Genomic DNA, 25198 nt, shown 5'->3' on the forward strand with positions numbered 1-25198 from the left:
CCATAAATATCCCGGGGAGCGCGAGGGGCTGGCCCCTCGCTCCGCCGGCCGCAAACGCGCAGCCTCAGAAAAGGACGATCACCCGTGGCAAGCGATCCCTTCTTCCATCCCGTCTCCGGCTTCGACCTGCCGCGCTTCGCCGGTGTGCCCAGCTTCATGCGCCTGCCACAGGTGACCCCGGACCACCCGCGCTTCGGCGATGTCGACATCGGCCTCATCGGCGTGCCTTGGGACAGCGGCACCACCAACCGGCCCGGCCCGCGCCACGGGCCCCGCCAGCTGCGCGACGCCTCCACCATGATCCGTGCGCAGCATGCCGTCAGCGGGATGCGCCCTTTCGAGGCCGCCAATTGCGCCGATCTGGGCGACGTCGGCCCCAACCCGGCGGACATCCCCGACAGCATGACCCGGATCACCGCCTTCTACAAAGACGTGAAGGCGGCGGGTATCCGGCCGCTCACCGCCGGAGGCGACCACCTGACGTCCTTGCCCGTGCTGCGGGCTCTGGCCAAAGATGCACCGCTTGGCATGGTGCATTTCGACAGCCACACCGATCTCTTTCATTCCTATTTCGGCGGCACGATGTACACCCACGGCACCCCGTTCCGCCGCGCAGTCGAAGAGGGCCTCCTCGACCCGCACCGCGTGATCCAGATCGGCATCCGCGGCACGATGTACGATGCCGAGGATCGCGACTTCGCCGCCGCCAACGGCATCCGAATCGTCACGATCGAGGAATTCTTCGCCCGCGGCGTGGCCGACGTGATGGAAGAGGCCCGCGCCATCGCCGGCAGCGGCCCCACCTATGTCAGCTACGACATCGACTTCGTCGACCCGACCTTCGCCCCCGGAACCGGCACGCCCGAGGTGGGCGGGCCAAACAGCTTCCAGGCCCTTCAGGTCTGCCGTGAGCTGAGCGGCCTCAACATCGTCGGCGCCGATCTGGTCGAGGTCTCGCCGCCTTTCGACGCCTCGGGCGGCACTGCATTTCTGGGCGTTTCGATCATGTTCGAGATCCTGTGCGCCATGCTGTCTGGCGCGCAAACACGGGCCCGGGCCTGACCCGCGACGTCCCGGTCATGAGGCCCCGGGTCAAGCCCGGGGCTCGCGACCGCCCGGTGTCACTCGACCGCCCGGATCAGCTTGCGTTCCAGCACCCGCAGCACCGTCTTCAGATCGTGCCCGCGCTTAAGCATCTGGCCGTCCATACCGATCACCGCGTATTCGCCCTGGCGGCTGCGCAGCTTGGGGCGCTTCTCGATCCGGTAAAGCGGGTTTTCCGCGGTGCGCCTGAAGACCGAGAAGACCGCGACCTCCCGCAGGGCCGAAATCCCGTAATCGCGCCATTCGCCCGCCGCGACCATCCGGCCATATAGCGACAGGATCACGGCCAGCTCCTTGCGGTGAAACGACACCACCTCTTGCGTTCCGGGCTGCATCGGGAAGGGCGTGAGGCTGTTCATGACCCCACACTTGCCGCCGCGCCGTCCGAAATCAAGGGGTTTGCCGCAATTCGGCCTGCCTTGACCCCCGCCGCGCCGTTGGGCATCGTGCCCGCACCGCAGGGGAGCGGCGAAACGAGGGGGAGCGGCCGGATGACACCGCAGGAGCGTGCGGCACGGGTCGCGGACGTCATGTTCGAGAACGACCAGGCCTCGCAATGGCTGGGGCTTCGCATCGAATCTGCCGGCCCCGGCACGGCGGTGCTGTCGATGCGTGTCGAGGACCGTCACCTGAACGGCTTCGGCATCTGCCACGGCGGTTTCATCTTCACGCTGGCCGACAGCGCCTTTGCCTTCGCCTGCAACAGCGCCAACCGCGTCACCGTCGCGCAGGAAAACCAGATCACGTTCCTCAGCCCGGGCCAGCCGGGTGAGACGCTGACCGCCACGGCGGTCGAGACGGCGGCGCAGGGGCGTTCCGGCGTTTACGACGTCACCGTCACCGGCGGCGATGGGCGCAAGGTGGCGCTGATGCGCGGCCTGTCGCGCACCATCCAGGGACAGCATTTCGAGGAACAGACGCGCGCCTGCAGCGACGCGGCAGCGAAAAAGGAAAACGACAATGCGTGAGGCATGGCTCTGCCAGGGCACCCGGACCCCCATCGGCCGCTTCGGCGGCGCGCTTTCTGCGGTCCGGCCCGACGACATGCTGGCGCATGTCATCCGCGCCGCCGTGCCCGAGGGACTGCCGGTGGACGAGGTCATCATGGGCTGCGCCAACCAGGCGGGCGAGGACAACCGAAACGTCGCGCGCATGGCGGCACTTCTGGCCGGGCTGGGCGAGGACGTGCCGGGTGTCACGGTCAACCGGCTTTGCGGGTCGGGGCTGGATGCGGTGGCGATGGCCGCGCGGCAGGTGAAATGCGGCGAGGCCGAGATCGTCGTCGCGGGCGGCGTCGAATCGATGTCGCGCGCGCCTTTCGTCATGCCCAAGGCGGCCACCGCCTTTTCCCGCAACGCCGAGATCTACGACACCACCATCGGCTGGCGTTTCGTCAACCGCGCGATGGACAAGCAGTTCGGCACCCATTCCATGCCCGAAACGGCGGAGAACGTCGCTGATGAATTCAACATCGCGCGGGCCGACCAGGACGCCTTTGCCCTGCGCTCGCAGACTCGCGCTCTGGCGGCGATCCGCTCCGGGCGGATGGCGGCCGAGATCACGCCGGTCAGTATCCCCCAACGCAAAGGCGATCCGCTGGTCGTCGACATCGACGAACACCCGCGCGACACTACGCTCGACAAGCTTGCGTCGCTCAGGGCCCCGTTCCGCGATGGCGGCAGTGTTACGGCGGGCAACGCCAGCGGCGTCAACGACGGTGCCGCGGCGCTGATCGTGGCCTCGCCCGAGGCCGCCGAAAAGCACGGCCTGACCCCGGTCGCGCGCCTTCTTGGCGCGGCGACGGCGGGTGTGCCGCCGCGCATCATGGGGATCGGCCCCGCCCCCGCCACGCAAAAGCTGCTGGACCGGCTGGGGCTGAGCATCGCGCAGATGGACGTGATCGAGCTTAACGAGGCCTTCGCCGCGCAGGCGCTGGCCGTGACCCGCCAACTCGGCCTGCCCGACGACGCCGGCCACGTGAACCCGAACGGCGGGGCGATTGCCCTTGGCCATCCGCTGGGCATGTCCGGCGCGCGGCTGGTGCTGACCGCCGGGCACAGCCTGCGCGATACGGGCGGCCGCTATGCCCTCTGCACCATGTGCATCGGCGTGGGGCAGGGCATCGCGCTGGTGATGGAACGGCTCTGAGGGAGGGGCGCAAATGAAAGACCTGACACCGCCACGCGACACGCTCGACCCGATCGAGATCGCCTCGCGCGACGAGATTGCCGCGCTGCAGCTGGAGCGGATGAAATGGTCGCTGCGCCACGCCTGCGACAACGTGCCTCATTACAAGGCCAGCTTCGACGCGGCGGGCGTGCATCCCGACGACCTCAAGGATCTCTCCGATCTGGCAAAGTTCCCCTTCACCGTCAAATCCGACCTGCGCGACAATTACCCCTTCGGCATGTTCGCCGTGCCGCGGGACCAGGTCGCGCGCATCCACGCGTCCTCCGGCACCACCGGCCAGCCCACCGTGGTGGGCTACACCGCCCGCGATCTCGACACCTGGGCACAGGTCGTCGCCCGGTCGCTGCGCGCCAGCGGGCTGCGCCCCGGCGACCTTCTGCACAACGCCTATGGCTACGGGCTCTTCACCGGCGGGCTGGGCATCCAGCTTGGCGCGGACAAGCTTGGCCTGACCACCGTGCCGATCTCGGGCGGGATGACCCAAAGACAGGTGCGCCTGATCGAGGATTTCGGGGCCAAGGGCATCACGGTCACCCCGTCCTACGCGCTGTCGATCCTCGACGAATACGCAGCCCAAGGCCGCGACCCGCGCCTTTCGCCGTTGCAGGTGGGCATCTTCGGCGCCGAACCCTGGACCAACGCCATGCGCCGCCAGATCGAAGAGGCGTTCGACATGCACGCCGTCGACATCTACGGTCTCTCCGAGGTGATGGGCCCGGGCGTGGCCAACGAATGCGTGGAAACAAAGGACGGGCTGCACATCTGGGAGGATCACTTCTACCCCGAGGTGATCGACCCCGAAACCGGCGCCGTCCTGCCTGAAGGCGCGTTGGGCGAGCTGGTCTTCACCTCGCTGACCAAAGAGGCCTTCCCCATCGTCCGCTACCGCACCCGCGATCTGACACGGCTTCTGCCCGGCACGGCGCGGTCGATGCGCCGGATGGAAAAGGTGACGGGCCGCAGCGACGACATGATCATCCTGCGCGGCGTCAACGTCTTCCCGACCCAGATCGAGGAACAGCTGATGACCGTCACTGCGCTGGCGCCGCACTTCCAGCTGGAACTGACCCGCGTCGGCCACCGCGACGAGATGCGGGTCAAGGTCGAACACCTGCCCGCCACCGCCGGTGAAGCTGAGGCGGCGGGCCGGGAATTGTCCTCCAGGATCAAGCAGGTGGTCGGCGTGACCGTCGTGGTCGAGGTCTCCGCCCCGGGCGGCGTGGCGCGCAGCCAGGGCAAGGCCGTCCGCATTCTCGACAACCGCCCCAAGGACTGACGGCCCCCGTTTCACTGATCCGAAAATATCCCGGGGGAGGCCGCAGGCCGGGGGCAGCGCCCCCAAACACCCCAGGTTTCCGATCCGCTCCACGCCCGAAAGCGTTGTCCCCGAAACCGGCCATTCAGCGGCAAAAAGCGTCTTGCCACGCCACCGCGCCGCGGATATCCCCGCCCGTGGGACACCCCTCCCCAACGAGGGGCGCTTATCTGGAAGGGTAGCATCAATGGCTATTGCAAAACCGGCTGCGCGGCCGGCCAATCCGCGTTTCTCCTCTGGCCCCTGCGCCAAAATCCCCACATTCGATGTGCAGAACCTCGCCGACGCGCCGCTTGGCCGGTCGCACCGCGCAGCGGTTGGCAAGGCCAGGCTCAAGGCTGCCATCGACGGCACGCGCGAGGTACTGGGGATCCCCGACGACTACCTGATCGGCATCGTGCCCGCGTCCGACACCGGCGCGGTGGAAATGGCCATGTGGTCGCTTCTGGGCGCGCGGCCGGCGACGATGGTCGCCTGGGAAAGCTTCGGCGCGGGCTGGGTGACGGACGTGGTCAAGCAGCTCAAGATCGAGGCCGAGGTGAAAACCGCCGAGTATGGCCAGATCGTCGACATGGCCGCGCTGGATTACGACACCGATGTCGTCTTCACCTGGAACGGCACCACCTCCGGCGTTCGGGTGCCCAATGGCGACGCGATCCCGGCGGACCGCGCCGGCCTGACGATCTGCGACGCGACCTCGGCCGCCTTCGCGCAGGATTTGCCCTGGGACAAGCTGGATGTGACCACCTTCTCCTGGCAGAAGGTGCTGGGCGGCGAGGCGGCGCATGGGATGCTGATCCTTTCCCCCCGCGCCGTGGAACGGCTGGAAACCTACACGCCGGCCTGGCCGCTTCCCAAGATTTTCCGCCTGACCAAGGGCGGCAAGCTGATCGAGGGTATCTTCCGTGGCGAGACGATCAACACGCCTTCGATGCTGGCGGTCGAGGATTACCTCGTCGCGCTCGACTGGGCGCGGTCGGTCGGCGGGCTGACGGGGCTGATTGCGCGGGCCGATGCCAATGCGCAGGCGGTCTGGGCCTTCTGCGACGCCAATGACTGGATCGCCAACCTGGCCGAAGACCCGGTGACGCGGTCGAACACCTCGGTCTGTCTGAAGTTCACCGACGCGCGCATCACCGACGGCGCGACCTTCGCCAAGGCAGTCGCCAAGCGGCTCGAGGCGGAAGGCGTGGCGCTGGATATCGGCGCCTATCGCGACGCGCCGGCAGGCCTGCGTATCTGGTGCGGCGGCACGGTCGAGACCGCAGATATCGAGGCGATGCTGCCGTGGCTCGACTGGGCGTTCCACGCCGAGATCGAAGCGCTGGCCCAGGCCGCCTGAGCCAAGGCACGGTGCGCCGTAAAGGCGCACCCTACGCCGTTCCCTCCTGACATGTAGGGTGCGCCTTCACGGCGCACCGCTCCTGACACTCCCCCAAAGGACCAGAATCATGGCCCCCAAAGTACTCATCTCCGACAAACTCTCCGACGCCGCCGTCCAGATCTTCCGCGACCGCGGCATCGACGTCGATTTCCAGCCTGACCTGGGCAAGGACAAGGACAAGCTGGCCGAGGTTATCGGCCAGTACGACGGCCTCGCCATCCGCTCGGCCACCAAGGTGACGCCCAAGATCCTCGAGGCCGCCACCAACCTCAAGGTCATCGGCCGCGCCGGCATCGGCACCGACAACATCGACAAGGAAGCCGCGTCGAAACACGGCGTGATCGTCATGAACACGCCCTTCGGTAACATGATCACCACCGCCGAGCACGCCATCGCCATGATGTTCGCCGTCGCCCGCCAGATCCCCGAGGCCAGCGCCTCGACCCATGCCGGCAAATGGGAGAAGTCCAAGTTCATGGGCGTCGAGCTGACCGGCAAGACCCTGGGCGTCATCGGCGCGGGCAACATCGGCGGCATCGTCTGCGACCGCGCCCGTGGCCTTCGGATGAAGGTCATCGCCTACGATCCCTTCCTGAGCCAGGAAAAGGCCGACAAGATGCAGGTGGGGAAGGTCGAGCTCGACGACCTTCTCACGCGTGCCGACTTCATCACCCTGCACGTGCCGCTGACCGACCAGACCCGCAACATCCTGTCCGCCGAGAACCTCGCCAAGACCAAGAAGGGCGTGCGCATCGTCAACTGCGCCCGCGGCGGTCTGGTGGACGAGGGTGCGCTGGCCGAGCTGCTCAAATCGGGCCACGTGGCCGGCGCCGCCTTCGACGTCTTCAGCGAGGAACCGGCCAAGGAAAACCCGCTCTTCAACCTGCCCAACGTGGTCTGCACCCCGCATCTGGGCGCCGCCACCACCGAGGCGCAGGAAAACGTGGCCCTGCAGGTGGCCGAGCAGATGGCCAACTACCTGCTGACGGGTGCTGTGGAAAACGCGCTCAACATGCCGTCGGTCACTGCCGAAGAGGCCAAGATCATGGGGCCGTGGATCAAGCTTGCGGACCATCTCGGCAGCTTCATCGGCCAGATGACCGACGAGCCGATCAAGGCGATCAATATCCTCTACGACGGCTCGGTGTCGGACATGAACCTGGAGGCGCTGAACTGTTCGGTGATCGCGGGCATCATGAAACGGGTGAACCCGGATGTGAACATGGTCAGCGCGCCGCTCATCGCCAAGGAGCGCGGCATCAGGATCAGCACCACCAACCAGGCCCAGTCGGGCGCCTTCGAAGGCTATATCAAGGTGACCGTGGTCACGCCCAAGCGCGAGCGGTCGATCGGCGGGACGGTCTTCAGCGACGGCAAGCCGCGCTTCATCCAGATCAAGGGCATCAACATCGACGCCGAGATCGGGGCGCATATGCTCTACACCACCAACCAGGACGTGCCGGGCATCATCGGCACGCTGGGCATGACCATGGGCCAGAACGGCGTTAACATCGCCAACTTCACCCTCGGCCGGTCCGAGGCGAAAGGCGAGGCCATCGCGCTGCTTTATGTCGACGAACCGGTTCCGGGCGAGGTGATCGGCAAGCTGCAGGAGACCGGGCTCTTTCAGCAGGTCAAGCCGCTGGCATTCGACGTGGCCTGAGCCGCGCAACGCAGCCCCGGGCCTGACCCGGGGCCTCGGATATCGCGGGCCGCCCCCTGAACGGGGCGGCCCTTCCGCGCTCAGGCGCGGCTGCGCCAGACCACGGCAAGGAAGAGCAGCATCGACAGCAGGCTCAGGACCGACCCGAGCTTTGCCAGCGTTTCGCCGGTCTGCTGGATCGCCATCACGATCCCCGGCACGATCAGCACCAGCCCGGCCAGCGCGGCGGCGAAATGCGCCTTGGCCAGCCAGCCCGATGCGGCCTGCGGCACCAGGTGATAATAAACCGCGAAAATCGCCATGCCGACCCATCCCAGCAAGTTCAGATGCGCATGGGCGGGCGACAAGGTGTGATCGCCGCCGGCCGACATCTGAATGCCCCAGATCATGCCGATCACCACCGACAGCACCGCCAGCAGCATGAATGCGAACGCCAGCCCCTTCATGACTGTCCTCCCAGGTCGGCGGCGCTCAGCGGCGGGCCGGTGAAATCTAGATGGAACCGCTTTCCGGTCTCGGCGATTGCCGGCATGTCCTCGGGGATGCGGCAGTCCTTTTCAGACATCGCGGCGAAAAAGCCCTCGAACCCGCCGGGGGTCAGGATGACCAGATGCCGGCAGGGCTGCGGCCCCTCGATCCGAAAGCAATGCTCGGCGCCCCGCGGAACAAAGGCGGTCTGACCGGGCCCGCGCACGAATGTCTCGCCCTCGACCCAGAAAGTCGCCTCGCCCGACAGGACGACAAAGGTCTCGTCGGCGTCGTGATGGATGTGGCGGGGCGGGCCGCTGAGCGCCGGGCTGACGCTGTCGGTGATCGACATGGCGCCATCCGTCTCTGCCGTGGGCAGGATCGTCTTGTAATAGGTGCCCTGCCACTCGAAAGCGTCGGGTCCGAGAATGATGTCTTTCATGGCTCTTCTCCTGAAGGATCGGGACGAGCTGTCCCGGCAGGCGCGCGGCGCGCGCCCGTGGCGGGGTGTCGTCCCGTTGGATGATGCGCGGCGTCTTTCCGCTGCGCAGGCTCAGGGTAGCGCGGCGAAAATCATTTATGAAATCGATTGATCTGATGGTAGTAATTCACCAAATGAATTTTGCGACCTTCGATCTGAACCTCCTGCGCGTTCTGGATGCGCTGCTGACCACCGGCTCGACGACTGCAGCGGGGCAGCGCATCGGCCTGTCGCAGCCAGCGGTCTCGGCGGCGCTGGGGCGGCTGCGTCACGCGCTGGGCGATCCGATCCTCGTGCGGCACGGGCGGCACATGGTGCCCACCGACTTCGCCCTGTCCCTGCGCGACCCGCTGCACCGCCAGCTCGATGAGCTGCAGACCCTGCTGGCCGGTCCCGCCGCCTTCGATCCGTCCCGCGCCGATGCCAGCTTCAAGATCTCCGGCAGCGATTTCTTTGCCGAGCTGCTGATGCCGCAGCTGGCCGAGCATGTCGCGGCCCGCGCCCCGTCGATCCGGGTGCAGCTGGTCGATCTGGTGCCCGACAGCTACATCGACACGCTCGACCGCTATCAGGTCGATATGGCGCTGATCCCCGAGATCGCCTTTCCCGACTGGCTTGCCCATCAGCGGCTGTTTCGGTCGGGCTTTGTGGTCATCGCGCGCAAGGGCCACCCGCGCCTGATGCGCAATGGGGTGCGGCCGGGCGATGTGGTGCCGCTCGACTTGTTCTGCGACCTCGGTCATGTGCTCTTTTCGCCCGAGGGTAATCTCAGGGCGATGGGCGATGGGCGAAGCCGCGCTGGCGGCCGTGGGGCGCGAGCGGCGGGTGGTTCTGACGATGCCGGTGTTCTCGGGCGTCTACAACATCGTGTCCCAAAGCGACCTGATCGCGATCATTCCCCACCAGCTGGCCAAACGCATGGCCCCGCGCGCGGGATTCGAGATTTACGAGCCGCCGATGCCCATCGCGCGGGTGCAAATCTGCATGGTCTGGCACAAGCGCGCCGATGCAACGCCAGCGCATCGCTGGCTGCGCGAGCAGATCGCGACGCTGATGGCGCCGCTCGATGACGATGGCGCGGGGGCTGCGCGTCAGTCGTAGCGCAGCTCTGTCGCCTTGCCGCGGAAGATCACGTAGGACAACGCGGTGTAGCCCGCGATCATCGGCAGTACGACACAGGTCCCGATCAGGATGATGAAGAGGCTTTCGGGCGCGCTTGCAGCCTCGTAGAGCGTCAGCTGTTCCGGCACCACGTAAGGATAAAACGAATAGGCCATCCCGAAGAACCCCAGCACGAACAGGGTGATTGAGGTCACGAACGGCACCCATGCCCAGCGGTCGCCCTCGGCCGGAAGGTGGCGCAGCGCGTACCACAGGATGAACACCATCACGCCCGACATGATCGGCAGGGGGGCCAGCAGGAACACCTCGGGGATGGAGAACCACTTGGCGAAGATGCGGTCGGACACGAATGGCGACGTGACCGATACCGCGCCCAGCCCCAGAACCACGCCCCAGATCCCGCCCCGCGCCCAGCGGACCGCCTTGCGCTGCAAGGCCTCGCTGGTCTTCAGAATCAGCCAGTTGGCGCCGATGAAGCTGTAGGCGACGGTCAGGAAAACGGCGGTGATCGTGGCGAAGCCCAGCGTGAACCAGGTCACCTGAAGCCCCATGATATAGAGGCCCAGCATGTATCCCTGGCTGAGCGCGGTCATCAGGCTGCCCGCGAAGAACGCTTTGTTCCAAAGCGCCTTCCAGCGCGCCGGGGCCTTGGCGCGGAACTCGAACGCCACACCGCGCAGGATCAGGCCGATCAGCATGATCGCCACGGGCAGATAAAGCGCCGTCAGGATCGTGCCATGCGCGGTCGGGAAGGCCACCAGCAGAATGCCGATGGCCAGCACGAGCCAGGTTTCGTTGGCGTCCCAGAACGGGCCGATCGAGGCGACCATGCGGTCTTTCTCGGCGTCGTCAGCCAGCGGGAACAGGATGCCGACGCCCAGGTCGAACCCGTCCAGCACCACGTAGATCAGGATCGACAGGCCCATGAGCGCCGCGAAGGTGAAGGGCAGCCAGACGGCCGGATCGCCAAAAAGGGTCATGTCGTCACTCCGCCGGCATCGAGGCCGGGATGGCTTGCCCGGAGGCCGGGCGCATGGCGACGCCTTCGCCAAGGGCCGCCTTGCGGGCCAGATAGAACAGCACGCTGACATAGGTGCCCAACAGCAGCGCATAGATCACCAGATAGGCGGCCAGCGTCGTGCCCACCATCGGCGCGGGCACCGCGGCCACGGCCTGTTCGGTGGTCAGCACGCCCTGCACCAGCCAGGGCTGGCGGCCGATCTCGGTGGTGTACCAGCCGGCGAGCGTGGCGACCCAGCCCGAGAAGGCCATCGGCACCATCGCCCAGAGCAGCGGCTTGGGCAGCCCCTCGGCCCCGCGCTTGCGCCGCGCCATGAACCCGACCGAGGCCCAGCTGAGCAGCAGCATCGCCACGCCTGTGCCGATCATGATGCGGAAGCTGAAAAAGACCGGCGCCACGGGCGGGTGCAGCACCTCGCCGTCTTCGGTGACGAAATCGTTCAGCCCCGGTACGACGCCGTCGGCGCTGTGCTTGAGGATCAGCGAAGCGCCGTTCGGAATGCCGATCTGGTAGTCGTTCGAGCGGGTCTTTTCGTTCGGCAGGGCAAAGAGGATCAGCGGCACGTTGGGCTGGGTGTCCCAGTTGCCCTCCATCGCGGCGACCTTCTGAGGTTGGTGTTCCAGCGTGTTGAGCCCATGCATGTCCCCGACCAGGATCTGCACCGGGATCAGCAGCGCGCCCAGACCCAGCCCCGTTACGAGGCTGGCGCGCACCGCGTCGCCCCGGTCGCCGATCAGCCAGCGGAAGGCCGACAGCCCGGCGATCAGAAACGCCACCGTCAGGCCCGACGCCAGCAGCATATGCGTGAACCGGTAGGGCATCGACGGGTTGAAGACGATCGCCAGCCAGTCGGTCGAATGGGCCACGCCCTCGCGCATCTCGAAGCCCACGGGCGTGTGCATCCAGCTGTTCAGCACGATGATCCAGAAGGCCGACATGGTCGTCCCGAAGGCAACCAGGAAGGTCGCCATGGTGTGCAACCAGCCTGGCACCCGGGAAAAGCCGAAAAGCATGATGCCCAGGAACACCGCTTCGAGGAAGAAGGCGGTCATCACCTCGTAGGCCAGCAGCGGCCCGGCGATGTTGCCCACGGTCTCCATGAAGCCCGGCCAGTTGGTGCCGAACTGGAACGACATGGTGATCCCGCTGACCACGCCCATGGCGAAGGAGAGCGCAAAGATCTTCACCCAGAACCGGTAGGATTCCATCCACTTGATGTCGCCGGTCCGGTTGTAGCGCAGCTTGAAGAACAGCAGCACCCAGCCCAACGCGATGGTGATCGTCGGGAAGAGGATGTGAAATGAGATGTTCGCACCAAACTGGATGCGCGACAGCATCAAGGTATCCATCAGGCTTGCCCTCCAGGCGTGTCATTCAGGTTCACGCCAGCAGATAAGCTGCATTTGCGAGATGTCTTTCGGTTGCGACAAAAGGCGCATGGGCCGGGGTCGCGACACGCCGGCGCGCCATGGTGGCCGGATCGCCCGGTTTCGGCGCTTTTTGCGTTTCGGCGATGGAATTACTCGCAAAACCGGAAATCCGACTGCCAATCTCGTCAAAAGCGGGAGATTTGCCGAAAGCACCCGTGTTACGATCACCCATTCTGCAGCGTCAAACGACCGCAGGCACAAAAATGGAGGAACTGGGATGTCCGAAAAATTTGTCGTCGGCTACGACGGCAGCGCAGGGTCCAAGCGTGCGCTTGACTTCGCGCTCAATCACGCGCGGGCCGGTGGCGGCAGCGTGGTCGTGGCCCATGTGCTGGAATGGTCCGCATATTCGTTTCTGACGCCGGAAGAGCTCGAGGAACGGCACAAGCGCCGTAAGGAAGAGCTGGAACGCGCGGAAAGCCACCTGATCAAACCGGCCCTCGCGGCCATCGACGCCAGCGGGATCGAGGTCACCTCGGTCATTCGCTACGGCCATATCGCCAAGGTACTCTGCGACATCGCGCGCGAAACAGAGGCGACACAGATGGTCGTGGGACGCGATGGCGATGGCGGCATTGCCGCGCGGGTCTTCGGCTCGACCGCCGGATCGCTGGTCCAGGGCGCGCCGGTGCCCTGCACCGTTGTGCCGTGATGCAGAGTGAACAGGGATACAAATCAATGACAATGAAGAATTTTCTGGTGGCGGGCGCCGCCTTGGGCAGCATCGCCCCGGGCGCGGCCTTCGCGCAATCCATCGACGAAACGGTCAATCAGGTCTTTGCCAACAGCACCGGCTGGTTCGTTTCGCTGATCTTTTCCAACTTTCCCGGCACGTCCTTTCCATGGATCGTGGGCTGGCTGGTGGTCGCGGCGACGATCTTTACCGTCTATTTCGGGGTGATCCAGTTCCGCGCCTTCGGCCATGCCATCTCACTGGTGAAGGGCGATTACTCCGATCCCAATGACGCTGGCGAGGTCAGCCACTTCCAGGCGCTGGCGACGGCGCTTTCGGGTACGGTGGGGCTTGGCAACATTGCCGGCGTGGCGGTGGCCATCGGCATCGGCGGGCCGGGGGCCACGTTCTGGATGATCCTCGCGGGTCTGATGGGCATGGCGTCCAAGTTCACCGAATGTACGCTGGGCGTGAAATACCGCAACGAATACGAGGACGGCACCGTTTCCGGCGGGCCGATGTATTATCTGACCAAGGGCTTCACCGAGCGCGGCGTCTTCGGCGGCAAGATCCTCGCGGTGATGTTCTCGATCTTCTGTATCCTCGGCGCGCTGGGCGGCGGCAACATGTTCCAGGCCAACCAGGCCCATGCGCAGCTGACCAACGTTCTGGGCGATTACCCGGGCTGGATTACCGGCGTCGTCTTTGCCGGCGTGGTCTTTGCGGTGATCGTCGGCGGCCTGAAATCCATCGCAAGGGTGACCGAAAAGGTCGTCCCGATCATGGGGATCCTGTATGTCGGCACCGCGCTGATCATCATCCTGATCAACTACGACAAGATCGGCTGGGCCTTTGGCCAGATCTTCGAAGGCGCCTTCACCGGGCTGGGCGTCGCGGGCGGTTTCGTCGGGGCGCTGATCCAGGGGTTCAAGCGGGCCGCGTTCTCGAACGAGGCCGGTGTCGGGTCGGCGGCCATCGCCCACTCGGCCGTGCGCACGAAAGAGCCGATCACCGAAGGCTTCGTGTCGCTGCTCGAGCCGCTGATCGACACCGTGATCGTCTGTACGATGACGGCGCTGGTGATCATCATCACCGGGCAGCTGATCAGCGATCCGGAGACCGGGAATTACATGTTGAACGAGGCGGGAACCGCGATTGCCACGGTGGGCGACACCTCTGGTGTGGCGCTGACCTCGGCGGCGTTCTCGTCGTCCATCGGCGGGTTCAAGTACATCCTGGCGCTGGCGGTGATCCTGTTCGCCTTCTCGACGATGATCTCGTGGTCGTACTACGGGCTGAAAGCCTGGACCTACCTCTTCGGCGAGGGCAAGACGACCGAGCTGGTTTTCAAGCTGATCTTCTGCCTCTTCGTCGTCATCGGCGCGGCGGCGAGCCTCGGGCCGGTCATCGACTTCTCGGATGCGGCGATCTTCGCCATGGCCGTGGTCAACATCATCGGGCTTTACGTCCTGATGCCGATCGTGCGGCGCGAACTGGACAGCTACTGGTCGCGGCTGAAATCGGGCGAGATTAAAAAGTTCGTCTGAACTATTTCGGATGCAACGCGAAAAGAGCCGGGACATTCCCGGCTCTTTTTTCTTGGGAGCCGCTCCTCCGCCCTTGCGGGCGTCCTCGCGAGGAGGGCCCGCAAGGGACCGAGGAGCAGCCCCGTCAGACGGCTGAAAATCCGGCGTCGAGGGCGTTCAGGATCGCATCCACCTCGGCCTCGGTGATCGTCAGTGGCGGCGACATCAGGATGTTGTGCATTCCCAGCCGCACCATCGCGCCGGCCTCGTAGGTGGCCTCGTGGATGCGTTGCATGGTTTCGGCGTCCATCGGCGTCTTGGCGGCCTTGTCCGACACGATCTCGATTCCGGTCATCAGCCCGTGCCCGCCGCGCACATCGCCGATGATGTCATGCTTTTCGGCCAGTTTCCGCACGCCCTCGAAAAGCTGCGTTCCGCGCGGCCCGGCGTTGGATTTCGTGTCCAGCCGGAGCGTTTCCGACAGGCACGCCACCACCGCCGCCGCGCCCACGGGATGCGCCGAATAGGTGTAGCCGTGAAAGATCGCGCCGTCCGCGCCCGAGCTTTCAAAGACCTCGGCCACCTTGCCCGAAATCAGCGCGGCCCCGACCGGGAAATAGGCCGAGGTGATGCCCTTGGCGCAGCTCATCAGGTCGGGTTTCACGCCCCAGTGGCGCGATCCTGTCCAGTCGCCGGTGCGGCCGAAGCCGCAGATCACCTCGTCCGCGATCATCAGGATCCCGTGCCGGTCGCAGATTTCGCGCATCAGCGGCATGAAGCTTTCGTGCGGAACGAGCACGCCGCCCGCGCCGAGGATCGGCTCCATGATGAAGGCGGCGATGCTGCCGGGTCCCTGAAAGGCGATCTCGTCCTCCATCGCGGCGGCGATCTTTTGCGCCAGTGCGGCCGGGTCGCTCTCATCAAACGGATTGCGGTAGGTGCAGGGGGCGGGCAGGTGGAAGCAACCGGGCAGGAGCGGTTCGTAATTGATCCGGAACCGGTTGTTGCCGTTGACCGAGGCGCCGCCGAAATGGGTGCCGTGGTATCCTCTCTTGAGGCTGAGGAACTTGGTCCGTCCCGGTTCGCCGCGCAGCCGGTGGTATTGCCGCGCCAGCCGCAGGCAGGTCTCGACCGAATCGGACCCGCCCGAGGTAAAGAACACCCGTTCGATCCCGTCCTCGGCAAAGAAATCGCGCACCGCGACCGACGCCTCAATCGCCGCCGGATTGGTGCTGCCCGCGAAGCCCGAGCAATAGGGCAGGTCGTGAAGCTGTCGGGCGATGGCCTCTTTGACCGCGTCGTTCGAATAGCCCAGGTTCACGCACCAGAGCCCACCCACTGCATCGACGACGCTGTGTCCGTCGATGTCGGTAATCCGCACGCCCTTGGCCCCGGTGATTATCTTGGGCGGGTTCTCCATCACTTCGCGCGGGTGGCCCATGGGATGCCACAGCCGGCGGGCGTTGTGTTCCTTGAGGAAGTTGTCGTCTTTCATGGCGGGGTCTCCGGCGCGAATATGGCGGAAGCCTACCAGAGGCCGGGCCTCTGTCCATTGCTATCCTCACAAGAAAAGACCCCCGGCCGCAGTGCGGACGGGGGTCTGGCCGTGAGTGGCTATCCTTATTCGCCGGGCAGCGAGCCTTTGCCGTGCCCGGCCAGCCCGCCGGTCACTTCCTCGGTCGCCTCGGCGGCCAGCTCTTCGGGCAGCACGAGGTTCAGCACGATGGCGATGAAGGCCGCCGGCAGGATGCCCGACGTGGCCAGTACCTTGATCGTGCCGGGCAGGTACTGAAGCGCGCCGGGCTCCAGCTGCAGCCCCAGCCCCAGCGACAGGGCAATCGCGAAGATCACCATGTTGCGCCGGTTCCAGTTCACGTCCGACAGCATCGAGATACCGGCCGCCACGACCATGCCGAACATGACGATGACGCCGCCGCCCAGCACCTCGATCGGCACGGTCGAGATGATCGCGCCCACCTTGGGCACCAGCCCGCAGAGGATCAGGAACAGCGCGCCGATGGTGACGACGTGGCGCGACATCACCCCGGTCATGGCGATCAGGCCGACGTTCTGGCTGAAGGACGTGTTGGGCAGCGCGCCGAAGAGACCCGAAACCGCCGTGCCCAGACCGTCGGCGAAGGTCGCGCCCTGGATTTCGGTGTCGGTGGCCTCGCGGCCCGCGCCGCCCTTGGTGATGCCGCTGACGTCGCCCACGGTTTCCACCGCCGACACGAAGGACATCAGGCAGAAGCCGATGATCGCGGCGACGCTGAATTCGAGCCCGAAATGCAGCGGGTTGGGCAGGGCGAAGGGGGCCGCGCGGCCGACGTTGCCGAAACTGACCATGCCCATGAGGAAGGCCACCACATAGCCCGCCAGAAGGCCCAGCAGCACCGCCGAGACCGACAACATGCCCTTGGTGTAGAATTTCAGCGCCAGCGTCACGACGATCACGACGCCAGCGACGGTCCAGTTCTGGAGGCTGCCGTATTCCTCGGTGCCGATGGCGGGCACACCGCCCGCGGCATACTGGATGCCGACCTTGACCAGCGCCAGACCGATCATCGTGACCACAAGGCCGGTGACCAGCGGCGGCAGGGCAAAGCGCAGCCGTCCGATGAAAAGACCGAGAAACGCATGGAAGAGCCCGCCGACCAGGATGCCTCCCATCAGCACGGCGATGGCGTCGACGCCCTTGCCGGCCACCAGAGGGATCATGATCGGGATAAAGGCGAACGACGTGCCCTGCACGATCGGAAGCTTCGCGCCCACGGGCCCGATGCCGATGGTCTGGATCAACGTGGCGATGCCGGCAAAGAACATCGACATCTGGATCATGTAGATCATCTGCGGGAAGTCGGGGCTTTTCGAGCCAAAGCCGAAGCCCGCCGCGCCGCAGACGATGATCGCCGGCGTCACGTTGCTGATGAACATCGCCAGAACGTGCTGGATGCCCAGGGGCACGGCCTTTGCCAGCGGCGGGGTGTAGTTGGGATCGCGCAGCTGCTGCGGCGATCCGATGCTTGTGTCATTCATGGTCGTATCCCTCTGTCTGTCGGGTTGGGGCGGGCCCGTTCTGGCGCGGGCCTTGGCGTCAATGGATGTCGATAGGGTCTTTCAGCCAGTGTTCTTCGATGTTGGGCGTGTCGCCGATCCGGTCGATCACCGCGAAGAGGCCCGGCGCGTGCAAAGGCGTCAGCACCCCGTGCCAGGTGCCGCGATGCAGGTTGACCCCTTGCCCGGGCGCTGCGGTGAAGGCGTGGACCCTGCCGGGGACAGGGCCGGGTTCGGCGACGATCACCAGCCACGCGTTCCGATGCATCGGCAGAAAGGCCTGGCTGCCGTCGGGGTGGCGCTCGACCATCTCGAGCCGGTACGGCAGGCGGCGCGGTTCGGCGTCGAAGAGGCTGATGCCCGCGCGCCCGCCAGGCCCGAAGTCGAGCCGCGCGCGGTCGTGATAACGCCCGCAGAGCCCCTGGTTGATCAGCTTGTCCGGATCGCCCGCGGTGTCGAGCACGTCGCCGAACGGGGCGAAGGCGGCGGCGGTGAGGGGTTTCGTCTTGAGTACGGGCATCAGACGACGGCCCCGCGGATGCTTGTCGTCGGAGTGGGGGCCAGCACCCACACGCAGGTTTCAGTGGGGGCCAGCCCCCACACCCCCGGGATATTTATGACCAGATGAAACATCACACGGCCAGGGCAGGATGGCGGTTCACATCCTTGTAGAGAAGGTAGCGGAACGGTTCGTCCCCGGTGGCGATGCAGGCTTGCGGGCAGAAGGCGCGCAGCCACATGAAATCGCCGGGGCCGACCTCGACCCAATCCTTGTTCAGAAGGTATTTTGCCGTGCCCTGCAGGACATACAGCCCGTGTTCCATCACGTGGGTTTCTGCAAACGGGATGCGCCCGCCGGGCAGGAGGGTGACGATATTGCCGTGGCAATCGTGGCGGATATCCTCGGGATCGGCGAAGCGCGTGGTGCCCCATTTGTCGGTGCCGGGCATCCAGCGGATCGGCTCGGCGGCGTCGCTGGTGACGAAGGCGTCGGGGGTGTCCACGCCCGCGGCCGGCTGCCAGCGCTTGCGGATCCAGTGGAACCGCAGCGGCGCGTGACCCGGGTTCGACAAACGCCAGGCGGTGCCGGGCGGGATATAGGCGTAGCCGCCTGTCGACAGCGCATGGGACAGGCCGTCGTATTGCAGGTTCATTTCGCCTTCGGCCACGAAGAGGATCGCCTGCGCCCCGGGGTCGGGTTCGGGGGTGACGGAGCCTCCGCCGGGGGCGACTTCGACCGCGTATTGGGCGAAGGTCTCGGCAAAGCCGGTCATCGGGCGGGCGATGATCCAGGCGCGTGTGCCGTGCCAGCCCGGCAAGAGCGAGGTCACGATGTCGCGCATCGTACCCGCGGGCAGCAGGGCGTAGGCTTCGGTGAAGATGGCGGCGCCGTCGGGGTCGACGGACTGGTCGGGCAGGCCGCCGGGCGGGAAGGCGTAGGTCGCGCCGATCAGGTCGAGCAGGTCTTTCACAGCATATCCTCCAGTCTGAGCCGTGCGATGCGTTCGACCTGGCGGCAGGCCTCGGCGAATTCGGTGTCGGTGTCGTTGGCGACGCGGGTCTCGAAGGCGGCGAGGATCGAGGCCTTGTCGTGGTCGCGCACGGCGATGATGAAAGGAAAGCCGTGCTTGGCGACGTAGGATGCGTTCAGCTCGGTGAAGCGGGCGCGTTCGGCGTCGGTCAGCGCGTCGAGCCCGGCGCTGGCCTGTTCCTGCGTCGACTCGGCGGTGAGGCGTTTGGCCGCCGCCAGTTTGCCGGCCAGATCCGGGTGCGCCCTGAGAACGCCGAGGCGTTCGTCGTGGCTGGCGGTGCGGAAGACCCGAGCGAGGGCGTTGGCCAGTCCCGCGGGGCGGTCGTGGGCGGGGCCCAGTTCGAGATGATGCGCGCGTTCGGCGACCCAGGGGGAATGTTCGTACACCGAGCCGAAGGCCTGGACGAAGGCCGCGCGGTCCATGCAGTGCGGCCGCGGCCCGACGGCCGGGGCGGGGTGGGTGCGCGCCCAATGCTCGGCGATGTCGATGCGGCGAGGGCACCAGAGGCCATCGTGCGCCTGGATATGGTCGATGAAGCGTTTCAGCCCGGCGATCTTGCCCGGACGGCCGATCAGGCGGCAATGCAGGCCGATGCTCATCATCTTGGGCGCGCCGGCCGCGCCCTCGGCATAAAGCGTGTCGAATGCATCGCGCAGGTAGGTGAAGAACTGCTCGCCCTCGATCCAGCCGGGGCTGGTGGCGAAACGCATGTCGTTGGCCTCGAGCGTGTATGGGATGATCAGCTGGTGGCCGTCGCCCACGGGCAGCCAGTAGGGCAGATCGTCGTCGTAGGTGTCGGATACGTAGGCGAACTGCCCGGTTTCCGCGGTCAGCCGCACGGTGTTTTCCGAGCAGCGCCCGGTGTACCAGCCGCGCGGGGCCTCGCCCACGACCTCGGTATGCAGGCGGATCGCCTCGGCGATGGCGGCGCGTTCCTGATCCTCGGGCATGTCCTTGTGTTCGACCCATTTCAGGCCGTGGCTGGCGATCTCCCATCCGGCGTCCTTCATCGCCTCGACCTGTTCGGGGCTGCGGGCCAGCGCCGAGGCGACGCCGTAGATCGTCAGCGGGATGCCGGCGGCGGTGAAGAGGCGGTGCAGCCGCCAGAACCCGGCGCGCGCGCCGTATTCATAGATCGATTCCATGTTCCAGTGGCGTTGGCCCGGCCAGGGTGCAGCGCCGGGGATGTCCGACAGAAAGGCCTCGGACGCGGCGTCGCCGTGCAGGATGTTGTTCTCGCCGCCCTCTTCGTAGTTCAGGACGAATTGCACGGCGATCCTGGCGTCGCCGGGCCAATGCGGATGCGGCGGGGTGGGGCCGTGGCCGATCATATCGCGGGGGTAACGGGGCATTTGCGACTTTCCATTGTTTGGCTGTCTTTCTAATCCATAAAATGCGCGCCCATTATCAGGATTTTCCGAAAAGACCTTCGCGCGCTTGGCAGGGCGCGGTTTTCAGCGAAAACTGTAGTCTGTGCCGCAAAAAGGAGCGATCGCCATGTCCGAAGGATATCTCACCACCCATGTGCTGGACACCGCGCGCGGCTGCCCGGCGGAAGGGATACCCGTCGTGCTCTACCGCGTCTCGGGCAATTCTCATCGCAAGATCGCAGAGACGGTGACCAATGCGGACGGACGTACCGATGCGCCGATTCTGCCGAAAGACGCGTTCAGGACCGGACAGTACGAGCTGGTCTTTTTCGTTGGCGACTATCTGCGCGCCACCGGGCAGGCGGGTGAGGATCCGCTGTTTCTGGACCAGGTGCCGATCCGGTTCGGCATGGCCGATGCCGAGGCGCATTACCATGTGCCTCTGCTTTTGTCGCCCTATGGGTATTCGACCTACCGCGGCAGCTAGGCGGGGCCGATTTTTTGGCAAAAAATCGGTCCGCAATCTTTCTCAAGATTGCGGCGCGGGTGATGGACGTGGGCGCCGGGAATGATTATCTGTCCCGCCCATGGCCAAGAAACCCGACAACCCCAACTACAAGGTAATCGCCGAGAACCGGCGCGCGCGGTATGATTACGCGATCGAGGACGATCTCGAATGCGGGATCCTGTTGCAGGGCTCCGAGGTCAAATCCCTGCGCGAGAACCCGTCGAACATCGCCGAGAGCTATGCCGCCGTAGAAAACGGCGAGCTTTGGCTGGTCAATTCCTACATAGCGCCCTACGAGCGCGCCATGTTCGGCCACGAGGAGCGCCGCCGCCGCAAGCTGCTGGTCAGCAAGAAAGAACTGGCGCGGCTCTGGAACGACACGCAGCGCAAGGGCATGACGCTGGTCCCGCTGGTGCTTTATTTCAACCACAAGGGCATCGCCAAGCTGAAGATCGGCATCGCCAAGGGCAAGAAGACCGTCGACAAGCGCGAGAGCGAGGCCAAGCGCGACTGGAACCGGCAAAAGCAGCGGCTGCTCAAGCAGGGCGGCTGAGGCGGCGAGCCGTACCTGCGCCCGGTCACAGTGCAAACGGCCGCAGCCCTTGTCAGTGAGGCCATTGACCCTTATGGACATCGGCGTAATCCACGCTGTCCCGGGGGTGCCGATGCTGCAAGACGATCCCAAAACGCTGGTCTCGACCGACTGGCTGGCGCGGCATCTCAGGGATCCCGATCTGCGCATTCTCGACGCCAGCTGGTATCTGCCGGACATGGGCCGCGACGGGCGCGCCGAATATCAAGAGGCGCATATCCCCGGTGCGCGCTATTTCGACATCGACGATATCAGCGACAGCCGCTCGGACCTGCCGCATATGGCCCCGCCGATCGAGAAATTCATGTCGCGCCTGCGCGCCATGGGGGTGGGGGACGGCCATCAGGTCGTCGTCTATGACGGCGCGGGGATGTTTTCGGCGGCCCGGGTCTGGTGGCTCTTCCGGCTGATGGGGCAGCAGGACATCGCCGTCCTGGACGGTGGCCTGCCCAAGTGGATCGCCGAGGGCCGCGAAACCGAGGATCTGCCGCCGGTGGTGCGTGACCGGCACATGACGGTGCGCCGCCAGAACCAGCTTGTGCGCGACGTGACCCAGGTCAGCCAGGCCTCTAAACTGCGCAATGCCGAAATCATCGACGCGCGCTCTGCCGCGCGGTTCCGGGGCGAGGCGCCCGAGCCGCGCGAGGGCCTGCGCGCCGGTCACATCCCGGGCTCGAAGAACGTGCCCTATGACAGCCTCTTCAACGACGTTGGCACCATGAAGGACACAGACGACCTGCGCGCCATTTTCGAGGCCGCTGGCGTCGATCTGTCCAAGCCCGCCATCACCACCTGCGGATCCGGCGTGACCGCCGCGATCCTGTCCCTTGCGCTTGAGCGTTTGGGCAAGACCGACCATTCCCTTTATGACGGGTCCTGGAGCGAATGGGGCGCCTTCCCCACGCTGCCCGTCGCCACCGGAGAAGACTGATGTTCGAGACCCTGAAAGAGCAACCCGCCGACAAGATCCTGATGCTGATGCAGGCATTCAAGGAGGACCCGCGCGAGCAGAAAATCGACCTCGGCGTAGGGGTCTACAAGGATGCCTCGGGCAACACCCCGATCATGCGCGCGATCAAGACCGCCGAGCAGCAGCTCTGGCAGGCCGAGACGACCAAGTCCTACACCGGCCTGGCCGGTGATCCGGCCTTTGGCGACGCCATGATCCGGCTGGTGCTGGGCGATGCCGTGCCGCGCGCCAATGTGGCGGCGGCGGCGCAGCCCGGCGGCACCGGCGCGGTGCGTCAGGGCTTCGACCTGATCCGTCAGGCCAACCCCGGCGCGCGCGTCTTCGTCAGCGACCCGACCTGGCCGAACCACCTGTCGATCCTCAAGCATATGGGCATCGAAATGGTGCCTTACCGCTATTTCGACGACGACACCCGCGGCGTCGCCTTCGATGCGATGCTCGAGGACATCGGTCAGGCCAGAAAAGGCGACGTGGTGCTGCTGCACGGCTGCTGCCACAACCCGACCGGCGCGAACCTGAACATCACGCAGTGGAAAGAGGTCGTGGCCAGCCTGCAAAAGACCGGCGCAACCCCGATGATCGACATCGCCTACCAGGGCTTCGGCGACGGGCTCGAGGATGACGCCGCCGCGACCCGGCTCATTGCCTCGTCCCTGCCGGAATGCCTGATCGCGGCGAGCTGTTCCAAGAACTTCGGCATCTACCGCGAACGCACCGGCATCCTGATGGCCGTGTCGCAGGACGCGGGCGCGCAAAAGCTCAACCAGGGCACGCTGAATTACCTCAACCGCCAGAACTTCAGCTTTCCGCCCGACCATGGCGCGCGGCTGGTGACGATGATCCTCAACGACGACGCCCTGCGCGCCGATTGGCAGGCCGAGGTCGAGGACATGCGCAAGCTGATGCTGACGCTGCGCGAACAGCTGGCGTCGGAACTGCAGCGGCTGTCCGGGTCCGACCGCTTTGGCTTTATTGCGCAGCACCGTGGCATGTTCTCGCGCCTTGGGGCGACGCCGGAACAGGTCGAAAAGATGCGGGTGGATCACGGCATCTACATGGTCGGGGATTCGCGCCTGAACATCGCGGGGCTGAACAAGACCTCGGTGCCGATCCTGGCCCAGGCGATCGTCGACGCGGGCGTCTGACGGGTCAGGCGTCGGGCGTCACGCCCGCCTGCCGCAGCCGGATCAGCAGCCAAGCCGCGTGCAGATGGCGGAGCGTCACCGGATCGGCGCGCCGCCCCCGCGCGATCCCGCGCAGGATGCGGTTCAGCCGCCAGCGGAAAAGCCACGTCACCCGCGCCTTGGGCAGATCGCCGAGGTTGGCCCGCACTTCTTCGGCCAGAACGCGTAACGGGTCGGTTTCGTCCACCTCCTCGGCCTCCGGGACCGTGAAAGCCCCGTAGACCGCGCCGGGGCGCGGGGCCAGGCCCTCGACCCGCGTCAGCGCCGCCAGATTGTCGGCTCCGGGCGACTTGCGCGGATCGTCGAAGGGCAGCTCCAGCAACGCCGGCGCAAGGCTGGCCAACACGTCGTAATGAAACTGCAACCGCAGCCGTGCCTCCGGCGGGCGCGCATCGGCGGCGGCCTCGGCGAGCAGGCTGTCGAAGGGGCTGATCTGCGTCTTGTAAGTGGCCGCCTGCCCGCTGTGAAAGCGCGACCGGCTGACCCGCCCGAAGAGGTTGTAGATATCCCCGGAGTCGGAAACCTGCTGGCCTAGATCGGCCAGCTCTGCCTCGAAATCCGCCATCCAGCGGGCCCGGTCGCCATGCCCGAAATAGCCATAGGCCTGCCGCATCCGGTCAAGGAACGCCTTGGTCTCGCGCGCGGTCAGCGGCCGTTTGTAGCCGCCGCCGCCGTGCCCGGTGATATGCAGATCGCGCGGATCGAACCGCCGCCTGGGCAGGCGCACGGGCGAATAGGCCCCGGCGGAGTGCCGTTTCCAAAGCGCGAGCGACGCCTCCGCGCTCAGCGGGATGACAGGCCGCATCGGCAGATCGTTCACGCCCAGATTCAGCGCCTCGGCCAGCTGCGTCACGACGCGGTGGTCCTCGGTATGGGCGGGATCGTCGAGACTGCGCAAGGTCACGCGGTCGCTCAGCCCGAAACGATCCCGCAGATAGACGTAAAAGGCCGAAACCGCCCGACTGTCGACCCCGCCGGACAAATGGAAGAAGAGCCGCCGCTCGGGCCGCGCCTGCAGCGTCATAAAGCGCGACAGCCAGGTGTTCAGAAAGTCCGCCAGCGCCGCCGGGTAATCCGCCCCGGCCTTACGCGCTTCCCGCCGGACCTGCAGCCGACTATCGGCGATCTCGATCCGCTCGTCACGGCCCAGCAGGCGGATTTCGCGCACGGGTGTGTGCCGCGTGGTCAGCTGCTGGAACAATTGCTTGCGCGACAGGAAGGCGGCCGAATGGGCCTTGTCCTCGGTCAGTGGCAGGCCCTGAGCGCGCAGGTGTTCGACCAGCGCGATAAAGGACTCCCCCACCGCCCAATGGCCGTCCTCGGCGTAGTAGAACAGATGCCGGTACCCCGCCGCATCCGAACTGACGCCGATCTGCCCCTCGGCCTGCCGCATCAGGATGTAGACACCGTCGCAATGCCACGGCAGCGGGCCGTGGCCCGCCGCCTGCCAGTCGCGCAATCCGGCCTCTCCGACGATGAAATCGGCCCCGGCAAAGGCGTAGCCGTCAAAGGCCAGCCCAGCCTCGGGCGGGGCCGCGGAGTGGATGAGAAAACCGTCTTGGCGGAACATGTCGGACCCGGGATGGCTGCGGCTCGCGGCTAGCATGGCGC

The 25198-nt window shown here is 66.0% G+C and carries 26 protein-coding genes and 1 pseudogene; 15 read left to right on the forward strand and 12 right to left on the reverse strand.

The window, feature by feature from the left end; genetic code table 11:
* Positions 1-84: 84 nt before the first annotated feature.
* Positions 85-1062 (forward strand): agmatinase, encoded by a 978-nt coding sequence (gene speB / locus RXV88_RS02365; RefSeq protein ID WP_316290366.1) that lies wholly within the window; start codon positions 85-87, stop codon positions 1060-1062.
* Between the two features lie 59 nt (positions 1063-1121).
* Here the strand turns inward: speB and RXV88_RS02370 are convergent, their stop codons facing one another.
* The gene (locus tag RXV88_RS02370) at positions 1122-1463 is read right to left on the reverse strand and encodes a DUF2794 domain-containing protein (protein WP_316290367.1); all 342 of its coding nucleotides are present in this window, start codon (positions 1461-1463) and stop codon (positions 1122-1124) included.
* A gap of 132 nt (positions 1464-1595) precedes the next feature.
* On the opposite strand from RXV88_RS02370, the gene paaI reads away from it, so the two are divergent.
* From paaI to serA, 5 genes are all read left to right on the forward strand, one after another.
* A complete protein-coding gene (gene paaI / locus RXV88_RS02375; RefSeq protein WP_316290368.1) occupies positions 1596-2072 on the forward strand; it encodes a hydroxyphenylacetyl-CoA thioesterase PaaI in 477 nt (158 codons plus the stop codon).
* Positions 2065-3252, forward strand: coding sequence for a 3-oxoadipyl-CoA thiolase (pcaF, locus tag RXV88_RS02380; protein ID WP_316290370.1), 1188 nt, complete (start codon positions 2065-2067; stop codon positions 3250-3252). The genes paaI and pcaF overlap by 8 nt, the downstream gene beginning before the upstream one ends.
* Before the next feature lie 13 nt (positions 3253-3265).
* On the forward strand, positions 3266-4570 hold the full coding sequence (gene paaK, locus RXV88_RS02385; RefSeq protein ID WP_316290373.1) for a phenylacetate--CoA ligase PaaK: 1305 nt from the start codon (positions 3266-3268) through the stop codon (positions 4568-4570).
* Between the two features lie 226 nt (positions 4571-4796).
* Entirely contained in the window at positions 4797-5951 is a 1155-nt protein-coding gene (locus RXV88_RS02390; RefSeq protein WP_316290375.1) for a phosphoserine transaminase, read from the forward strand.
* 109 nt (positions 5952-6060) lie between these two features.
* Positions 6061-7656 carry a phosphoglycerate dehydrogenase gene (gene serA, locus RXV88_RS02395; RefSeq protein WP_316290377.1) on the forward strand — a complete coding sequence of 532 codons (1596 nt, stop codon included), beginning with the start codon at positions 6061-6063 and terminating at the stop codon, positions 7654-7656.
* 80 nt (positions 7657-7736) lie between these two features.
* Here the strand turns inward: serA and RXV88_RS02400 are convergent, their stop codons facing one another.
* Both RXV88_RS02400 and RXV88_RS02405 read right to left on the reverse strand, forming a co-directional pair.
* Entirely contained in the window at positions 7737-8102 is a 366-nt protein-coding gene (locus tag RXV88_RS02400; protein WP_316290379.1) for a hypothetical protein, read from the reverse strand.
* Positions 8099-8566 carry a cupin domain-containing protein gene (locus RXV88_RS02405; protein WP_316290381.1) on the reverse strand — a complete coding sequence of 156 codons (468 nt, stop codon included), beginning with the start codon at positions 8564-8566 and terminating at the stop codon, positions 8099-8101. Before RXV88_RS02405 ends, RXV88_RS02400 begins: the two co-directional genes overlap by 4 nt.
* Here RXV88_RS02405 and RXV88_RS02410 point away from each other — a divergent pair.
* The 3 genes and pseudogenes from RXV88_RS02410 (at position 8565) to RXV88_RS02420 (ending at position 9706) form a co-directional block, all read left to right on the forward strand.
* Positions 8565-8717, forward strand: a complete 153-nt coding sequence (locus tag RXV88_RS02410; protein WP_316290383.1) for a hypothetical protein — start codon at positions 8565-8567, stop codon at positions 8715-8717. The two genes, RXV88_RS02405 and RXV88_RS02410, sit on opposite strands and share 2 nt — an antisense overlap.
* A gap of 22 nt (positions 8718-8739) precedes the next feature.
* Positions 8740-9261: pseudogene (locus tag RXV88_RS02415) on the forward strand (LysR family transcriptional regulator); the annotation flags it as partial.
* 127 nt (positions 9262-9388) lie between these two features.
* Complete coding sequence (locus RXV88_RS02420; RefSeq protein ID WP_316290384.1) at positions 9389-9706, forward strand: LysR substrate-binding domain-containing protein; 318 nt, start codon at positions 9389-9391, stop codon at positions 9704-9706.
* Here the strand turns inward: RXV88_RS02420 and RXV88_RS02425 are convergent.
* The 3 genes from RXV88_RS02425 to RXV88_RS02435 are packed head-to-tail and all read right to left on the reverse strand — an operon-like array spanning position 9697 to position 12350.
* A complete protein-coding gene (locus RXV88_RS02425) occupies positions 9697-10707 on the reverse strand; it encodes a cytochrome d ubiquinol oxidase subunit II (RefSeq protein ID WP_316290386.1) in 1011 nt (336 codons plus the stop codon). The two genes, RXV88_RS02420 and RXV88_RS02425, sit on opposite strands and share 10 nt — an antisense overlap.
* A gap of 4 nt (positions 10708-10711) precedes the next feature.
* Positions 10712-12097 (reverse strand): cytochrome ubiquinol oxidase subunit I, encoded by a 1386-nt coding sequence (locus tag RXV88_RS02430; protein ID WP_316290389.1) that lies wholly within the window; start codon positions 12095-12097, stop codon positions 10712-10714.
* A 31-nt stretch (positions 12098-12128) separates the two neighbouring features.
* Complete coding sequence (locus RXV88_RS02435) at positions 12129-12350, reverse strand: hypothetical protein (RefSeq protein WP_316290391.1); 222 nt, start codon at positions 12348-12350, stop codon at positions 12129-12131.
* A gap of 45 nt (positions 12351-12395) precedes the next feature.
* Here RXV88_RS02435 and RXV88_RS02440 point away from each other — a divergent pair, with 45 nt between their 5' ends.
* Both RXV88_RS02440 and RXV88_RS02445 read left to right on the forward strand, forming a co-directional pair.
* Complete coding sequence (locus tag RXV88_RS02440; RefSeq protein WP_316290393.1) at positions 12396-12830, forward strand: universal stress protein; 435 nt, start codon at positions 12396-12398, stop codon at positions 12828-12830.
* A 32-nt stretch (positions 12831-12862) separates the two neighbouring features.
* A complete protein-coding gene (locus RXV88_RS02445; protein WP_316290599.1) occupies positions 12863-14398 on the forward strand; it encodes an alanine/glycine:cation symporter family protein in 1536 nt (511 codons plus the stop codon).
* 124 nt (positions 14399-14522) lie between these two features.
* On the opposite strand, the gene RXV88_RS02450 is transcribed toward RXV88_RS02445, so the two are convergent.
* From RXV88_RS02450 to puuE, 5 genes are all read right to left on the reverse strand, one after another.
* Entirely contained in the window at positions 14523-15872 is a 1350-nt protein-coding gene (locus RXV88_RS02450; protein WP_316290396.1) for an aminotransferase class III-fold pyridoxal phosphate-dependent enzyme, read from the reverse strand.
* Between the two features lie 125 nt (positions 15873-15997).
* The gene (locus tag RXV88_RS02455; protein ID WP_316290398.1) at positions 15998-17413 is read right to left on the reverse strand and encodes a nucleobase:cation symporter-2 family protein; all 1416 of its coding nucleotides are present in this window, start codon (positions 17411-17413) and stop codon (positions 15998-16000) included.
* A gap of 58 nt (positions 17414-17471) precedes the next feature.
* Entirely contained in the window at positions 17472-17951 is a 480-nt protein-coding gene (locus tag RXV88_RS02460; protein ID WP_316290401.1) for an ureidoglycolate lyase, read from the reverse strand.
* Positions 17952-18063: 112 nt separating this feature from the next.
* Positions 18064-18903, reverse strand: a complete 840-nt coding sequence (locus tag RXV88_RS02465; RefSeq protein WP_316290403.1) for a bifunctional allantoicase/(S)-ureidoglycine aminohydrolase — start codon at positions 18901-18903, stop codon at positions 18064-18066.
* Positions 18900-20315 (reverse strand): allantoinase PuuE, encoded by a 1416-nt coding sequence (gene puuE, locus RXV88_RS02470; RefSeq protein WP_316290408.1) that lies wholly within the window; start codon positions 20313-20315, stop codon positions 18900-18902. Before puuE ends, RXV88_RS02465 begins: the two co-directional genes overlap by 4 nt.
* A gap of 145 nt (positions 20316-20460) precedes the next feature.
* Between puuE and uraH the strand changes: the two genes are divergently transcribed.
* The 4 genes from uraH (at position 20461) to RXV88_RS02490 (ending at position 23548) form a co-directional block, all read left to right on the forward strand.
* Entirely contained in the window at positions 20461-20820 is a 360-nt protein-coding gene (uraH, locus tag RXV88_RS02475; protein WP_316290410.1) for a hydroxyisourate hydrolase, read from the forward strand.
* A 100-nt stretch (positions 20821-20920) separates the two neighbouring features.
* Positions 20921-21394, forward strand: a complete 474-nt coding sequence (gene smpB / locus RXV88_RS02480) for an SsrA-binding protein SmpB (protein WP_316290412.1) — start codon at positions 20921-20923, stop codon at positions 21392-21394.
* 115 nt (positions 21395-21509) lie between these two features.
* The gene (sseA, locus tag RXV88_RS02485; RefSeq protein ID WP_316290601.1) at positions 21510-22364 is read left to right on the forward strand and encodes a 3-mercaptopyruvate sulfurtransferase; all 855 of its coding nucleotides are present in this window, start codon (positions 21510-21512) and stop codon (positions 22362-22364) included.
* Positions 22364-23548, forward strand: a complete 1185-nt coding sequence (locus RXV88_RS02490; protein ID WP_316290414.1) for an amino acid aminotransferase — start codon at positions 22364-22366, stop codon at positions 23546-23548. Before sseA ends, RXV88_RS02490 begins: the two co-directional genes overlap by 1 nt.
* 4 nt (positions 23549-23552) lie before the next feature.
* Here RXV88_RS02490 and RXV88_RS02495 read toward each other — a convergent pair whose 3' ends face one another.
* Positions 23553-25193, reverse strand: a complete 1641-nt coding sequence (locus tag RXV88_RS02495; protein WP_316290416.1) for a hypothetical protein — start codon at positions 25191-25193, stop codon at positions 23553-23555.
* Positions 25194-25198 lie beyond the last annotated feature (5 nt).

The organism is Aestuariicoccus sp. MJ-SS9, from assembly GCF_032586235.1.
GTDB lineage: Bacteria > Pseudomonadota > Alphaproteobacteria > Rhodobacterales > Rhodobacteraceae > Aestuariicoccus.

Bases quoted from the DNA above. Each gene is read 5' to 3' on its own strand.
- RXV88_RS02370 (WP_316290367.1), bottom strand. From the start codon at position 1,463: ATGAACAGCCTCACGCCCTTCCCGATGCAGCCCGGAACGCAAGAGGTG.
- paaI (WP_316290368.1), top strand. From the start codon at position 1,596: ATGACACCGCAGGAGCGTGCGGCACGGGTCGCGGACGTCATGTTCGAG.
- pcaF (WP_316290370.1), top strand. From the start codon at position 2,065: ATGCGTGAGGCATGGCTCTGCCAGGGCACCCGGACCCCCATCGGCCGC.
- paaK (WP_316290373.1), top strand. From the start codon at position 3,266: ATGAAAGACCTGACACCGCCACGCGACACGCTCGACCCGATCGAGATC.
- RXV88_RS02390 (WP_316290375.1), top strand. From the start codon at position 4,797: ATGGCTATTGCAAAACCGGCTGCGCGGCCGGCCAATCCGCGTTTCTCC.
- serA (WP_316290377.1), top strand. From the start codon at position 6,061: ATGGCCCCCAAAGTACTCATCTCCGACAAACTCTCCGACGCCGCCGTC.
- RXV88_RS02400 (WP_316290379.1), bottom strand. From the start codon at position 8,102: ATGAAGGGGCTGGCGTTCGCATTCATGCTGCTGGCGGTGCTGTCGGTG.
- RXV88_RS02410 (WP_316290383.1), top strand. From the start codon at position 8,565: ATGGCTCTTCTCCTGAAGGATCGGGACGAGCTGTCCCGGCAGGCGCGC.
- RXV88_RS02405 (WP_316290381.1), bottom strand. From the start codon at position 8,566: ATGAAAGACATCATTCTCGGACCCGACGCTTTCGAGTGGCAGGGCACC.
- RXV88_RS02420 (WP_316290384.1), top strand. From the start codon at position 9,389: ATGGGCGAAGCCGCGCTGGCGGCCGTGGGGCGCGAGCGGCGGGTGGTT.
- RXV88_RS02425 (WP_316290386.1), bottom strand. From the start codon at position 10,707: ATGACCCTTTTTGGCGATCCGGCCGTCTGGCTGCCCTTCACCTTCGCG.
- RXV88_RS02430 (WP_316290389.1), bottom strand. From the start codon at position 12,097: ATGGATACCTTGATGCTGTCGCGCATCCAGTTTGGTGCGAACATCTCA.
- RXV88_RS02435 (WP_316290391.1), bottom strand. From the start codon at position 12,350: ATGGGTGATCGTAACACGGGTGCTTTCGGCAAATCTCCCGCTTTTGAC.
- RXV88_RS02440 (WP_316290393.1), top strand. From the start codon at position 12,396: ATGTCCGAAAAATTTGTCGTCGGCTACGACGGCAGCGCAGGGTCCAAG.
- RXV88_RS02445 (WP_316290599.1), top strand. From the start codon at position 12,863: ATGAAGAATTTTCTGGTGGCGGGCGCCGCCTTGGGCAGCATCGCCCCG.
- RXV88_RS02450 (WP_316290396.1), bottom strand. From the start codon at position 15,872: ATGAAAGACGACAACTTCCTCAAGGAACACAACGCCCGCCGGCTGTGG.
- RXV88_RS02455 (WP_316290398.1), bottom strand. From the start codon at position 17,413: ATGAATGACACAAGCATCGGATCGCCGCAGCAGCTGCGCGATCCCAAC.
- RXV88_RS02460 (WP_316290401.1), bottom strand. From the start codon at position 17,951: ATGCCCGTACTCAAGACGAAACCCCTCACCGCCGCCGCCTTCGCCCCG.
- puuE (WP_316290408.1), bottom strand. From the start codon at position 20,315: ATGCCCCGTTACCCCCGCGATATGATCGGCCACGGCCCCACCCCGCCG.
- uraH (WP_316290410.1), top strand. From the start codon at position 20,461: ATGTCCGAAGGATATCTCACCACCCATGTGCTGGACACCGCGCGCGGC.
- smpB (WP_316290412.1), top strand. From the start codon at position 20,921: ATGGCCAAGAAACCCGACAACCCCAACTACAAGGTAATCGCCGAGAAC.
- RXV88_RS02490 (WP_316290414.1), top strand. From the start codon at position 22,364: ATGTTCGAGACCCTGAAAGAGCAACCCGCCGACAAGATCCTGATGCTG.
- RXV88_RS02495 (WP_316290416.1), bottom strand. From the start codon at position 25,193: ATGCTAGCCGCGAGCCGCAGCCATCCCGGGTCCGACATGTTCCGCCAA.